Source organism: Terrabacter sp. R4-6 (genome assembly GCF_057529065.1).
In genome coordinates, this window is sequence record NZ_CP197224.1 from 2550462 (window position 1) to 2563929 (window position 13468).

Annotated in this window: 14 protein-coding genes; 10 read left to right on the top strand and 4 right to left on the bottom strand. The window is 73.5% G+C overall.

Translation table 11 applies throughout. From position 1 onward, the window contains the following. Nucleotides 1-4: 4 nt before the first annotated feature. Nucleotides 5-589: a helix-turn-helix domain-containing protein gene (locus ACSSS0_RS11935; RefSeq protein WP_435987723.1), complete on the bottom strand. Its 585-nt coding sequence runs from the start codon at nucleotides 587-589 to the stop codon at nucleotides 5-7. A gap of 48 nt (nucleotides 590-637) precedes the next feature. On the opposite strand from ACSSS0_RS11935, the gene ACSSS0_RS11940 reads away from it, so the two are divergent. After that, nucleotides 638-1555: a class I SAM-dependent methyltransferase gene (locus ACSSS0_RS11940; RefSeq protein ID WP_487228132.1), complete on the top strand. Its 918-nt coding sequence runs from the start codon at nucleotides 638-640 to the stop codon at nucleotides 1553-1555. Between the two features lie 175 nt (nucleotides 1556-1730). Then, on the top strand, nucleotides 1731-2600 hold the full coding sequence (locus tag ACSSS0_RS11945) for a peptidase inhibitor family I36 protein (protein ID WP_487228133.1): 870 nt from the start codon (nucleotides 1731-1733) through the stop codon (nucleotides 2598-2600). A gap of 49 nt (nucleotides 2601-2649) precedes the next feature. Here ACSSS0_RS11945 and ACSSS0_RS11950 read toward each other — a convergent pair whose 3' ends face one another. After that, nucleotides 2650-3387, bottom strand: coding sequence for a metal-dependent hydrolase (locus tag ACSSS0_RS11950; protein ID WP_487228134.1), 738 nt, complete (start codon nucleotides 3385-3387; stop codon nucleotides 2650-2652). Between the two features lie 147 nt (nucleotides 3388-3534). On the opposite strand from ACSSS0_RS11950, the gene ACSSS0_RS11955 reads away from it, so the two are divergent. The 3 genes from ACSSS0_RS11955 (at nucleotide 3535) to ACSSS0_RS11965 (ending at nucleotide 7708) form a co-directional block, all read left to right on the top strand. Beyond that, nucleotides 3535-4299 (top strand): HNH endonuclease family protein, encoded by a 765-nt coding sequence (locus ACSSS0_RS11955; RefSeq protein WP_487228135.1) that lies wholly within the window; start codon nucleotides 3535-3537, stop codon nucleotides 4297-4299. 352 nt (nucleotides 4300-4651) lie between these two features. Beyond that, the gene (locus ACSSS0_RS11960; RefSeq protein WP_487228136.1) at nucleotides 4652-6667 is read left to right on the top strand and encodes an acyltransferase family protein; all 2016 of its coding nucleotides are present in this window, start codon (nucleotides 4652-4654) and stop codon (nucleotides 6665-6667) included. A 66-nt stretch (nucleotides 6668-6733) separates the two neighbouring features. Further along, complete coding sequence (locus ACSSS0_RS11965; RefSeq protein WP_487228137.1) at nucleotides 6734-7708, top strand: YdcF family protein; 975 nt, start codon at nucleotides 6734-6736, stop codon at nucleotides 7706-7708. Between the two features lie 14 nt (nucleotides 7709-7722). Here ACSSS0_RS11965 and ACSSS0_RS11970 read toward each other — a convergent pair whose 3' ends face one another. Both ACSSS0_RS11970 and ACSSS0_RS11975 read right to left on the bottom strand, forming a co-directional pair. Further along, complete coding sequence (locus tag ACSSS0_RS11970; protein ID WP_487228138.1) at nucleotides 7723-9261, bottom strand: acyl-CoA synthetase; 1539 nt, start codon at nucleotides 9259-9261, stop codon at nucleotides 7723-7725. Further along, complete coding sequence (locus ACSSS0_RS11975) at nucleotides 9258-10061, bottom strand: enoyl-CoA hydratase/isomerase family protein (protein ID WP_487228139.1); 804 nt, start codon at nucleotides 10059-10061, stop codon at nucleotides 9258-9260. Before ACSSS0_RS11975 ends, ACSSS0_RS11970 begins: the two co-directional genes overlap by 4 nt. A 117-nt stretch (nucleotides 10062-10178) precedes the next feature. Between ACSSS0_RS11975 and ACSSS0_RS11980 the strand changes: the two genes are divergently transcribed. The 5 genes from ACSSS0_RS11980 (at nucleotide 10179) to ACSSS0_RS12000 (ending at nucleotide 13407) form a co-directional block, all read left to right on the top strand. Continuing rightward, a complete protein-coding gene (locus tag ACSSS0_RS11980; protein ID WP_487228140.1) occupies nucleotides 10179-10778 on the top strand; it encodes a sulfite oxidase-like oxidoreductase in 600 nt (199 codons plus the stop codon). Next, nucleotides 10748-11503: a ferredoxin reductase gene (locus ACSSS0_RS11985; protein ID WP_487228141.1), complete on the top strand. Its 756-nt coding sequence runs from the start codon at nucleotides 10748-10750 to the stop codon at nucleotides 11501-11503. Before ACSSS0_RS11980 ends, ACSSS0_RS11985 begins: the two co-directional genes overlap by 31 nt. Nucleotides 11504-11516: 13 nt before the next feature. Next, nucleotides 11517-11843, top strand: coding sequence for a DUF6510 family protein (locus ACSSS0_RS11990; protein ID WP_487228142.1), 327 nt, complete (start codon nucleotides 11517-11519; stop codon nucleotides 11841-11843). Nucleotides 11844-11894: 51 nt separating this feature from the next. Beyond that, nucleotides 11895-12461 carry an RNA polymerase sigma factor gene (locus tag ACSSS0_RS11995; protein ID WP_487228143.1) on the top strand — a complete coding sequence of 189 codons (567 nt, stop codon included), beginning with the start codon at nucleotides 11895-11897 and terminating at the stop codon, nucleotides 12459-12461. Between the two features lie 244 nt (nucleotides 12462-12705). Beyond that, nucleotides 12706-13407, top strand: a complete 702-nt coding sequence (locus ACSSS0_RS12000; RefSeq protein ID WP_487228144.1) for a hypothetical protein — start codon at nucleotides 12706-12708, stop codon at nucleotides 13405-13407. Nucleotides 13408-13468: the final 61 nt, after the last annotated feature.

Below are 13468 nucleotides of genomic sequence, written 5' to 3' on the forward strand. Positions count from 1 at the left end.
ACAGCTAGGCGGGCGACTCGCCCGCGGCGACGTCGAGGTGGGCGCGCCGCCCGTCGCGGTCGAGCACGAGGATGACCTCGACCGGCTCGTCGTCCGCGGTGATGGCGTGCGGGACCATCGTCGAGAACTGCGCCGACTGGCCCTCCTCGACGACGACGACGCGCTCGCCGAGGTGCAGCCGGGCCGTGCCGGACAGCACGGTGAACCACTCGTGACCGGGGTGCACGCCGAGGCGTCCGTCGTGGCGGGTGGCCGTGATCCGCATCCTGGCCACGACGAGACCGTGCGGCTCGTCCTCACGCGTCAGCAGCCAGGTCGTGCGGCCGTGCGCGGTGTCGCGTCGCGGGTGGATGACGACGTCGTCGTCGCTCGCGAGGTCGACGAGCTCGTCGATGCTCGTGCCGAGCGCGCGGGCGATGGGACCCAGCTGGTCGATGGCGATCCGACGGTGGCCGGTCTCGATCCGGCTCAGCGTCGACGGGCTGATCCCGCACCGGCCGGCGAGGGCGTCGAGGGACCATCCGCGGGCGAGTCGGAGGCCGCGGATGCGGGCGCGGATCACGGCGTCGAGGTCGAGTTCTTGCGTCATCAGCAAGATCGTATGCCGTGTGCGCAAGGGAGTCGTACCGTGGCCGTCATGTCGCACCCACACCACGCAGACACCCCTGCCCACCACGGACACCTGGACCACGACGGCCGCGGCCACGGCGAGCACGGCCACGACGACGCGGCGTCCGAGTCCGGGGGAGCCGACCTCCTCGACCTGGACGGCGAGGTGCTCCGGGGCTACTGGGACATCGCTCTCGACCGCGTGACCGCGGCCATGACCTCGCTGCCCACCACGCGGCAGGCCCGCGTCGTCGACCTCGGTGCCGGCACCGGCACCGGCTCGCTCGGTCTGGCGCGCCGGCTGCCCGACGCCGAGGTCGTCGCCGTCGACGTCTCCGATCTCGCGCTCTCCCGCATCGCCGCCAAGGCGCGCGCTGCCGGGCTCGCCGACCGGGTCCGCACCCTGCTGGCCGACCTCGACGCCGGCTGGCCCGACCTCGCCCCGATCGACCTCACGTGGGCCTCGATGTCGCTGCACCACCTCGCCGACCCGACGCGGGCGCTCTCGGACCTTCGTCGGACCACCCGCGACGGGGGACTCGTCGCGGTCGCGGAGTTCGACGAGCCGCTGCGCTTCCTTCCCGACGACCTCGGCGTCGGTCGACCCGGCTTCGAGACCCGCGCGCTCGAGGTGCTCTCCGCGGTGCACGCCGACGCGCTGCCGACCATCGGCGCGTCGTGGGCCGAGATGCTCGGCGAGGCGGGCTGGACCGTGGTCGACGAGCACGACGTCGTCATCGACGAGCGCTCGCCCGACCACCCGCTCGCCGGCCGCTACGCCCGAGCCTGGTTCGACCGGCTCTCGCACGGTCTCACCGACCAGCTGGACGCCGAGGACCTGCACACTCTCGAGGCCCTGCTCGACGACGACGGCCCGCACGCGCTGCTCCGCCGCAGCGACCTGCACCTGCACGGAGTCCGCACGCTGACGATCGCTCGCCGCTGACCGACCCCGCCCTGGACCTGGCCGGGCCGAGGGTGGCGAGCCGATGGGGAGTGCTCCCCGGTTTTCGGCGCGCCGGGCCCTGGCACGCTGCCCTAGCGTCGGATCCGGGACCAACGCCGGCGCGACCGCCCGGCGGGCCCGGGGGCCACGGCCCCACGACCGCACAGGGGACACCATGAAGAAGATGATCGCGCTCGCCGCAGCCGCGGCGGCGCTCGCCGGAGCCGTCGTGGCATCGGCGCCCACGGCCCAGGCCGCCACGTCGCGCAACGGCGTGTGCGAGTCGGGCGAGTTCTGCCTCTACTACAACTCGGGCAACGGCGGGTCCCTCGTCGACCTCGCGAACAGCCAGTCGGACTACGGCACCGGGGCCGGGTGTGTCACCTTCGTCTCGGCGGGGAACGGTCAGGGCCAGTGCGTCAAGAACAACGCCGCGTCCGTCTGGAACCGCGAGGCCGCCGTCGCGACCGTCTTCTACCGGAGCGGCTACTCCGGGGCCATCGACTCGGTCGACGCGGGCGTCAAGGCGGACCTGCGGCCGGAGCTGAAGAACGAGGACGCCGGCCACATCGTCGGAGTCGCCACCAACGACACGTTCGAGTACGGCGTCTACCACGCTGCCGGCGCCCGCGTCACGGCGTGGTTCGACGGCTACCTCAACACCCCGGGGCGGCACGAGGGCATCGACGTCGCCTACCAGTCGGGTGCCGACGTCTTCGCCGTCCTCGGCGGCACGGTGACCCGCGTGACCGAGGGCAGCGACGCGACGGACGCGCTGTCCACGCTCGCGGTCTACAACGCGACGTACGACAAGACCGTCGTCTACCTCCACCTCAACCCGTTGGGCTTCGCTGTGGGGCAGTCGATCTCGAAGGGCCAGAAGGTCGGTGACGAGGCGGCGCGCGGTGCGCCCGCCACCCACACCCACGTCGAGATGCGCCCTGGGCGACAGACCGCGGCGACCTTCAGCAGCGACACGACCCTCGTGAACCCGGTGCCCACCCAGTTCTGGATGGACCGCGGCTACAACGCCTGCTGCCAGTGACGCGTCGGGGTCTGGCCGACGCCGTCGGCCACACCCCGACCGCGTGTCCTCAGCCGGGCACCACGAGCTGGACGGTGCGCCAGGTCGTGCGGAGCGCCGGTCCGATGACGTCGACGCCACCGGCCATGGTCACGACGAGCCAGGCAGCCGCCAGCGTGAGAGCGGGCCCGACGACGTAGCGCTCGACGGCGTGGTCGGTGCTGAGTGCCAGGTAGTTGTAGCGGTGGCCGTGGACGGGCCAGAAGAGCGGGCAGCCCTGCACCGTGGCCATGTCGCCGAGCAGGTGGACCGTGACCCCGATCGCGACCGCCCACGGCACGACCTCGACGGGGAAGGAGTCGAGGACAGCCCCGCGGGTCAGCATCGCGCCCATGAGCAGGCAGAGGAGCGTGTGCCCCACCGTCGCCCGGACCATGTTGACGCGCAGGGCGGCCGCCGCGAGGGCGAAGAGGAACGAGAGGAACAGGCCGAGGGGCAGGCCGCCGACGCCGGTCACGTAGGCCGCCAGCCCGGTGAAGGCAGCCAGTCCGACGAAGGAGTGGGTGCCGTTGCGGTGTCCACCGCTGACGAGGCCCACGCACCAGGCGAGTCCGGCCGTGACCGGCCCGAGGGAGCGTGCCGGCGTCGCGTGGGCGTGGTCGATGTCCGGCAGCACTGCCGCGCCCGCCGCCGTCACGGCTGCGACCGGGACCGCCCAGGCCTCGACGGTGACGCCGTGGTCGCGGAGCAGCGGCGTGAGGGCGAGCACGGCCACCGCCCCTGACAGTGCATGTGTCCTACCGAGCACCGCTGGCCATCCATCGCACGACCGCAGACTCTAGCCAGCCGGTGCGGCGAGCCCCACACCGGGGAGCACGTCGACGGCGAGCCGGTCGCATCCGAATTCCATTGTGTGGCAAGGTTGCCGACCGTGCCCGTTCGCTCGTTGACTCGCTTGCTAGCCGTTCTCCTCGCGGCGGGCGCGGCGGGCGTGGCGCTCGCCGGGTGCGGGCTCCCGCTCCCGTCGCCCGGGGCGGGCGGCCCGCACGCCTCGACGCGCGTCGTGCCCGGCGCGTCGGCAGGCGGAGTCGACCCGAGCTCCCGGCCCGCGCCCGTCCCCACGCTGACACCCGCTCAGGCGCGGGCTGCACTCACCTCGCTCGACATCCTCTCGGTCAAGGGTCGGGCGCCGAGGACCGGCTACGACCGGGACGCCTTCGGTCCGGCCTGGAGCGACGACGTCGACCTCAGTCTCGGCCACAACGGCTGCGACACCCGCAACGACGTCCTGCGGCGGGACCTCGTCGCCGAGCGGCTGAAACCCGGCACGCGTGGATGCGTCGTCGTCTCAGGCACGCTCGCGGATCCCTACACGGGTCGCACCATCACCTTCGTCCGGGGACGCGCGACGTCGTCGAAGGTGCAGATCGACCACGTCGTCGCCCTCGGCGACGCGTGGGTGACGGGCGCGCAGCAGCTGAGCCCGACCCAGCGGAGGACGCTCGCGAACGACCCGCTCAACCTGCTCGCCGTCGACGGGCCGACGAACAGCGCCAAGCGTGACGCCGACGCAGCGTCGTGGCTCCCGCCGAACAAGGCGTACCGCTGCACGTACGTCGCGCGCCAGGTCGCCGTGAAGCTGCGCTACCACCTGTGGGTCACGGCCGCCGAGAAGGCGCAGATCGCGCGGATTCTCACCGGATGCTCGCGAGCGCGCTGACGGCGCTGCTGCTGCGCTGACGTCGGGCTGGCTCCGGGAAGGTGGAAGGGCCGGACCCCACCTGACTGCCAAGCCGTGAGGGAGGGGTGGAGTGGCAGTCAATCCCGGCCCTTCCAGTAGGACACGCTACGGGACGAGGGGCGCCTGGTGGGGGCGAAGGAGCCGCCGAATCCGGCGATCCGGGCTGGAATGTGTCGTTCGTCCGTCTCATGTGCCGAGGGGGTGGAGTGCGACCTTTTCCCGGAATCGCCCGTATCGGCGTTCGACGAGCACCTCGGCGCCCATCGGTCCGAGCCGTCCTAGCCTGCTGGCATCCGGGGTCCTCGGCATCCCGGCGACCCCTGGCGGACCGATGCCCAGACCGACTGAACGCCCGACCGCCTACGTGCCGGGGCTCGACGGAGTTCGCGCGCTGGCGGTGGTGGCTGTCGTCGGCTACCACCTCGGTGTCCCGTCCCTCAGCGGCGGACTGCTCGGGGTCGGGGTCTTCTTCACGCTCAGCGGCTTCCTCATCACGGGCGTGCTCGTCTCCGGCTGGGAGCGCACCCGGACGGTCGGACTGCGCCGCTTCTACGTGCACCGGGCCCGCCGTCTGCTGCCCGCTGTCGTCGTGCTCCTCGTCGTCGTCTCCTTCGTCTCGGTCGTCACCCAGCCCGAGCACGCCGGCGAGCGGCTCGCAGAGTCGGTGGCCGCCCTGCTGTACGTCAGCAACTGGAAGACGATCACGGACGGCGAGTCCTACTTCCAGCGGTTCAGTGGTCCCGGACCCTTCGACCACCTGTGGTCCCTCGCCGTCGAGGAGCAGTTCTACGTCGTGTGGCCCGTGCTGCTGCTGGCGCTCGTCGTCCTCGTGCGGGGTCGGCTGCGCGGCGCGGCGACGCTGACGACGGCGCTCGCCGTCGCGTCCTTCGTGCTCCTCTGGCTGCTCGCCGTGCCGGGCTTCGACAACACGCGGGCCTACGAGGGCACGGACGCCAGGGCCGGAGGTCTGCTCGTCGGTGCGGCCGTGGCCCTCGTCTGGCGTCGCGGCTCGCTGCCGCCCCTCGACGACCGCCGCGGCCGCCGCGCCCTCGACGGCCTCGGTCTCGCCTGCCTCGTCGTCGTCCTCGCCCTCTTGACGCTCACGGACGAGTACTCGCTGACGCTCTATCGCGGGGGACTGCTCCTGCTGTCGCTGGCCACGGCCGGCCTCGTCGCCGTCGTGTCGCACCCGCGGTCCCGACTCGGCCGCCTGCTCGGTGTCGCACCGCTGCGCTGGGTCGGCGAGCGGTCGTACGGCATCTACCTCTGGCACCTGCCCGTCGTCGCTCTGACCGGGCCGGCCGTGCTGAGCGGTCATGACGCGGCCCGGGGCGCCCTGCAGCTCGGCCTGACGCTGCTGCTCGCGACGCTGTCGTGGAACCTCGTCGAGGACCCGATCCGGCGTCGCGGCTTCCGACGCGCCCTGCGCCCGCGACGTCCCCAGCCCGGTGACCTGCCGCGCGTCGTCCCGTCGATGCCGGTCGTCGCCGCGGGCACCATCGCCCTGGCCCTCGTGGCCGTCACGTCGCTGAGCGCGGCGGCGCTCGTCGGTCGCGGCGGGACGGACGACGCCGGAGCCGACCCGGGCGACCCTCCCGTGCCGCCGGCCACCGCGGCGACCTCGACACCGTCGGCGTCCTCCTCGACGTCATCGGCGGCGTCATCGGCGGCGTCATCGACGGCGACGCCACCGACCGCCGCGCCCACGCGCACCCCGTCGCGGACCTCGTGCACGTCACTCGTCCACGTCGGCGACTCGACGTCCGTCGGTCTCGTCGACCCGGCATACCAACCCCGTGCAGCGACGCGCCTGCCCGCGCAGTACGCCCGCGTCGGGGTCACGAGCTTCGTCCCCGACATCCTCGGCGCGCGCTCGATCGTCGAGACCTTCCGGGGCCAGCCGAACGCCGAGAGCGCCGTGACCTCGAGGACCACGCAGGGGTATGCCGGGTGCTGGGTCCTCGCCATGGGCACCAACGAGGTGGCGAACCAGTACGTCGGGGGTGTCGTGCCGCTCGCCGACCGGATAGACCGGCTGATGCGGCCCATCGGCAAACACCCGGTGCTGTGGCTGACGGTGCGCACCACCGACACGTCGGGTCCGTACGCCGACCGCGAGATGGAGAAGTGGAACGCGGCCCTGCTCGAGGCGTGCGCCCGCTACCCGAACCTGCGCGTCTACGACTGGCGCGCCGAGGTGCGGCGGTCGTGGTTCGTCGACGACGGCATCCACTTCACGACGAAGGGCTACGTAGAGCGCGCGCGGAGGGTGGCCGATGCCCTGGCCCGGGCCTTCCCGGCCACCGGGCAACCGGCTCAGGAGTGCCTTGTCCGCTCGGGCGACTGACACGTCCGGACACCCCGGGCACCAGTCGGTTTCGTGACGGGGCACCCGGGAGGGCATGCTCGTCGCATGCGCCCGCTCGTCGACCTCGTCCTCGTCGCGGCGCTCCTGGCCCTCGCGGTCCGTCTCTCGCGCACCGAACCGCGCCGCTGGCGCATCGGCGTGCTGCTCCTCGGAGCGCTGTGGGCGGCGACGTCGCTCGTGCACGTCCTGCTGCTGCCGTGGCTCGGGGCGGCGGTGCTCGGCCTCCTCTTCGTCGGCAACGGCGTCCGGATGGTGCTGCCCCAGGCTCGCGGCCTCCTCAACGTCGTCGCGCTCGTCATCGGCGTCGCGATGCTGGCCGCGACGGTGCTCGGCGTCGGGCTGCTCGGCGCGCCGCCGACGACCCTGACGCCCGCCGCCGTCGTCGTGCTGCTCCTGCCCGGCTACCCGGGGCTCGCCTTCGTCAGCTTCGCGCTCTACTGCCTCACCTACCGGCGGCACCGCCCGCGTCCCGACCCGGCGGCCGTCGTCGCCCTCGGCTCCGGTCTCGTCGGCGGCACGGTCCCGCGGCTTCTCGCCCACCGGCTCGACGCCGCGGCCGATGCGTGGCGCGAGGAGCGCGACCGCGGCCACGACGTGCTCCTCGTCCCGAGCGGCGGCCAGGGCGACGACGAGCCGATGGCCGAGGGCGTGGCCATGACCGCCTACCTCGTGGCCCACGGCATACCCCCGGCGTCGCTCGCGACGGAGGACCGCGCGACGACGACGGAGGAGAACCTCCTGCTCTCCCGCGAGATCCTGCGCGCCCGCGGGCTCGACGTCGAGCACCACCTGCGGGTCGTGACGAGCAACTTCCACGTCGGGCGTGCGGCACTGCTGGCCCGCCGCCTCGGCATCGACGCCGACGTCACCGGCGGCCCGACGGCGTGGTACTTCCTGCCGAGCGCCTTCCTGCGCGAGTTCCTCGCCGCGCTGACGCTGCACCCGCGCACCAACCTCGCCGGCCTGGCCGCGTGGGTGGCCTGGACGGCATACCTCGCGTATGCCGTCCTGCCCGGCTGAGCGGACCGCACCCCTCAGGCAGTGGTGGCCTCCTGCGCGAGATCGTCGCGCAGCACCCGCTTGAGCAGCTTGCCGCTCTGGTTGCGGGGCAGCTCGTCGACGAAGTGGATCGCCTTGGGCAGCTTGAAGGGTGCGAGGGTCGCGCGGGCGTGGTCGACGAGCTCGGTCTCGGTCACGGTCTGGCCGTCGCGCAGGACGACGACGGCGGTGACGGCCTCGACCCAGCGCTCGTGCGGCGTCGCGATGACGGCGACCTCGGCGACGGCCGGGTGCGTGTAGAGCGCGTCCTCGACCTCGCGCGAGGCGACCATGACGCCACCGGTGTTGATGACGTCCTTGATGCGGTCGACGACGGTGAGGTAGCCGGCCTCGTCGCGCGTCACGAGGTCGCCGGAGTGGAACCACCCGTCGCGGAAGGCCTCCGCCGTGGCGTCGCCCTTGCCCCAGTAGCCGGTGCACAGCTGGGGTGAGCGGTAGAGCAGCTCGCCCGGCTCGCCGGCGGCGACGTCGGTGCCCTCAGGGTCGACGACGCGGGCCTCGACGAAGAGCACCGTGCGGCCGCACGCCTCGGGGCGCTCGGCGTGCTCCTCGGGCCGCAGCACCGTGGCGAGCGGGCCGATCTCGGACTGGCCGAAGCAGTTCCAGAAGCCGAGACCGGGCAGGCGCTGCTGGAGCCGGTCGCGCACCGGCACCGGCATGATCGACGCGCCGTAGTACGCCTTGCGGAGCGAGCTGAGGTCAGCCGTGTCGAGGGCCGGGTGGTTCGAGAGCGGCACCCAGACCGTGGGTGCGAGGAAGAGCGAGCCGATGCCGTGGGCGGCGACGCGCTCGAGGATCGTCGCGACGTCGGGCCGCGTCAGCAGGTGGTTCGTCGCGCCGACCGCGAGGTAGGGCAGGAGGAAGACGTGCATCTGGGCGGAGTGGTAGAGCGGCATCGAGTGCAGCGGGGCGTCGTCCTCGCGCAGGTCGAGACCGACGATGCACGAGACGTACTCGTGGACGAGGGCGCGGTGCGTCATCATCGCGCCCTTGGGCTGGGACGTCGTGCCCGACGTGTAGAGCAGCTGGACGAGGTCGGTGTCGCGCGTCTCGACGTCGAGCACGGGCACGTCGCCCTCGCTCCAGCCCGGCAGCACGGCGTCGTCGCCGCCGTGCAGCAGCAGCACCTGCTCGAGGTCGGTGTCGGCGCGCACGGCCTCGACGCCGGCGCGCAGCGCGACGTCGACGAGCGCGACCCGGGCGCCCGAGTCGCGCAGCAGGTAGGTCAGCTCGGGGCCGGTGAGCGCGTAGTTGACCGGGACGTGGACGAGCCCGGCGCGGGCGCAGCCGAGGTAGGCGAGCAGGTAGGCGTCGGAGTTGACCCCGACCGTCGCGACCCGGTCGCCGGCGGCCAACCCGAGACCCAGCAGGTGCGCCGCCGCGCGGGACACGGCGTCGTCGAGGGCGGCATACGTCCACGTGCGGTCCTCGAAGACGAGCGCCACCCGCTCGGGGTGCCGGGACGCGCTGCGGCGGACGATGTCGTCGACGGTGCTGGACGTGGTGACGCTCATGGGGTGTCTCCCGGGGTCGGGGGGTCGTGGGGTCGGGCCGGCGCGGCGAACGACGCGAGGAGGGCGCCGGCCTCCGCGCCCGCGGCGAGCCGCGCGATGGTCGCTGCCTCGTCGGCGAGCTGGACGGCATACGGCCGCTCACCGGCCAGGCGCAGCAGGCGGGCCGTCTCGCCGACGGCCTCGCGGGGGAGGGCGGCGATGGCGGCGACGACCTCACCGGCGCGGGCGTCGAGGTCCTCGGCGGTGCACACCTCGGAGACGAGACCCCAGTCGAGCGCCGTCGCCGCGTCGATCGGCGTGCCGGTCAGCAGGAAGAGCGCGGCCCGTCGCGCGCCGACGGCGCCGGGCAGCAGGGCGCTGACGCCGCAGTCGGGCGACAGGCCGACGCCGGCGTAGGACGCGACGAACGTCGCGTGGTCGGCCGCGAGCACGATGTCGGACGCGAGGACGAGGCCCACGCCCGCACCGGCCGCAGCACCCTGGACCACGGCGACGACAGGGACGGGCAGCGCGCGCAGCGCGTCGAGAGCCGCGTGCAGCACGCCGGCCAGCTCGGCGACGAAAGCCCGGCGCTCGGGTGCGGCAGCCATGGCGCGCACGTCGCCGCCGGCGCAGAAGAGCCGCCCCGGGGCCCGGAGGACGACGACGTGCACGTGCGGGGCGGCGCTCGCGATGGCGCCGACCGCGTCGCGCAGGGCGATGGCGGTCGGCAGGTCCACGGCGTTGCCGGCGTCGGGTCGCGCGAGCCGGATCGTGGCCACGCCGTCCGACACCGACAGGAGCGGCACCGTCGTCGTCACGGGCTCATCCTGCCTCGCGGGAGCCGTCCTGGGGAGGGGCGTCGCCCGGACGCCCGTTCGGACGACCGCTCGCGTAGGCCGTCCGGCCCGGTCCGAGGGCCCGTACAGTGACTGGGCATGGACTTCGTGACGCGAGGGTTCCAGGGTCGCCCGCGCGGCCGTGACGAGCGGCTGCCTCCTGGGCAGTACCTCACCGGGGACTTCCCGGTGCTCTCGGCGGGGCCGACCTCGAACGTCGACCACGACGAGTTCGAGCTGTGGGTCGCGACCGAGGACGGCACTCGCCACACGTGGTCGTGGAGCGAGCTCATGGCCCTCCCGGCCGAGACCGTCACCGTCGACATCCACTGCGTGACGAGCTGGTCCAAGCTCGACACCGAGTGGCGCGGTGTCTCGCTCGACACGCTCCTCGCCGACGTCGATACCGCCGCGGACTTCGCGCTCGTGCACAGCTACGGCGGCTACACGACGAACCTGCCGCTCGAGGACCTCCTCGACGGGCAGGCCTGGGTCGCCTACGGCTACGACGGCGACGACCTCCGGCCCGAGCACGGCGGCCCCGCAAGGCTGCTCGTGCCGCACCTCTACTTCTGGAAGTCGGCCAAGTGGGTGCGCGGCATCGAGCTGATGCTCGAGGACGCGCCCGGCTTCTGGGAGCAGCTCGGCTACCACGACTACGGCGACCCATGGCGCGAGCAGCGGTACCAGGGGGACTGAGCGCCCGGCGCGCCTGGCGGGAGGCCACGCTCGTCGAGCGGCGGCCCGAGACCGACAGCGCCGTGACGCTCGTCCTCGATGTCGACGGGTGGCCCGGGCACCTGCCGGGGCAGCACGTCGACGTGCGGCTCACGGCGCCCGACGGCTACACCGCCACGCGGAGCTACTCCGTCTCGGCGCCCGAGCGCGGCGCCCGCGTCGAGCTGACCGTCCAGCGGGTCCCCGACGGGGAGGTGTCGACCTTCCTCGCCGACGGGCTGGCTGTCGGCGACGCCGTGCGCCTGCGCGGGCCGGTTGGTGGCTGGTTCGTCTGGCGCACAGGGCAGCCCGAGCCGGTGATGCTCGTGGCCGGTGGCTCGGGGATCGTCCCGCTCATGGCGATGCTCCGGGCGCGGGACGGTGGCTCGCCCCCCTTCCGCCTCGTCTACTCGGTCCGCGAGCCCGACGACGTCATCTACCGCGACGAGCTCGCGGCACTCGCCGCCACCGACGGCATCGAGGTCCGGCTCGTCCACACGCGCCGGGCCCCCGACGGTGACGCACGTCCCGTCGGTCGGCTGCACGCGTCCGACCTCGTCGCTCCCGGCTGGGCGCGGGAGGACGCGCCCACCTGCTACGTGTGCGGGCCGACCGGCTTCGTCGAGAGCGCGGCCGACCTGCTCGTCGCGCTCGGACACGCGGCCGACCGCATCAGGACAGAGCGATTCGGGCCGAGCGGCCCGTGAAGGAGAACCTCCCATGACGACCCCCGGTGGACCAGGGCCTACGGCGGACTACGACGGCAACCTCATGGCCGGCCCGCTCTCGGAGCTCTTCGCTCTCGACGTGACCGTGGCCGTCGTCCGATGTTGCGGCTGCGGAGCGGACTCGGAGGTCGCGACGCTGCGGGTCTACGGGCCCGAGCCGGGCCTCGTCGGTCGGTGCCCGGGCTGCGACGACGTGCTCGTCCGCGTCGTGCGCACCCCCGACGCGGTGTGGCTCGACCTCGGCGGTGTCACGTCGCTGCGCGTGCCGGCCCCGCGTCCGCCTTCCGTCCCCGCGGCGCGGGATCCCGGTCGTCCGTGACATTCCGGTGAAACCGGGTCACCCGTCTCTGGCGCGGTCCACACTGTTGGCGTGATCGGCGCGGAGTTCGAGAACGTCCTCGCCGGCGCACGGAACGGTGACGAGGCCGCGTTCGCACGGTTGTGGCGCGACCTCAACCCACCGTTGCTGCGCTACCTGAGTCTTGGGGGAGACGCCGCTGACGAGGTCGCCGCGGAGACGTGGCTGACCGTCGTCAGGGGACTCGACACCTTCACGGGTGACGAGACGGGATGGCGTGCCTGGGTCTTCACGACGGCACGCCGCAGGGCGGTCGATGCTGCCCGCAGACGGGGACGGGAGGCCCGGCTCGGGCGGCCGACCGCATGGATCGTGACGGTCCCCGACTGCGCGGACGTCGTCGTCGACTCGTTGTCGACCAAGGACGCCGTGGCGCTCGTGCGGCAGCTTCCGCCGCTGCAGGCCGAGGTGGTGCTGCTGAGGGTCGTGGCCGGCCTGCCCGTGAGCGAGGTGGCGGAGGTGCTGGGGCGCACGCCCGGTGCCGTCCGGGTCGCCTGCCACCGGGGTCTGCGCACGCTCGCCGACCTCGTCGCCCCGGCAGGTGTAACGCCGGCCGACGTCGCAGCGCTTCGTGAGTGACATGGGCACGAACTGGTGGCACCGAGGGAACCGACGAGAGCGCTCTGAGGGCGCTCCCGGGTCGCTGACCGGACCGCATCGCGACGAGCAGGAACGCGACAGACTGCGCGACCTCCCGCTCGCCCCGGTGATCCGGGCGTTGACGGCCGAGCCGACCGAGCGTGAGCTCGAGGGCATGGGCCCGGCGCTGGTCGAGCTCCGGTCCCGGGTCGCGCACCAGCGGACGAGAACGAGGAGACGGACGATGTTCGCGACAGCCTTCGGCGCCAAGCTCGGCGCCACCCTGGGTGGAGTGGCCGCAGGGCTCGTCGGCGTCGGCACGGTCGTGCTCGTCTCCACGCACGTGCCGAGCGGAGCCCAGCTTCCGGCAGGTGTCGTCGGACCTGCCCAGCCGCGGCCGGCCGCGGTCAGCACGACGGCAACCCCTCAGGGGCCAGACGCGAACGGGCCCGCCAGGCGCGGCCTCTGCACGGCCTGGAAGGCCCGGTCCCACAACCCCGGCGCGCAGGGCAACGCGGAAGGGTCGGTGGCCTTCACCAACCTCGTCAGGACCGCCGGCGGCGCGAGCAAGGTTGCGGCGTTCTGCGCCGACATCCCGGCCCCGGGTGCCTCGGGCAGCAAGGGTGCGGGCAAGGGTGCGGGCAAGACCACCGGCCACGCGACCGGGAAGCCGACGAAGCAACCCAACGACAAGCCCGACAAGCCCGTCAAGCCCGTCAAGCCCGACAAGCCGGGAGACGAGCCGGGAGACGAGCCGAGCGGCACGGAGACCGGGAGCCCCGGCGGAGCGTCCACCGGGAGCGCGAGCCCGGCCCCGAACGGCCAGGGGTCCGCGACACCGACGTCCGGTGCCGCGACCACGTCACCGACGACGTCAGCGACCACCGGCACGCCGGTGCCGCCGAGCGCCGGGAGTGCTGAGCCGGGTGGGACCGTCGGTCGCTGAGACCGAGGAGGGTGCTGGGCGTGTGCCGAGGGGGCTCGGCGCACGCCCAGTCGCCGGCGGC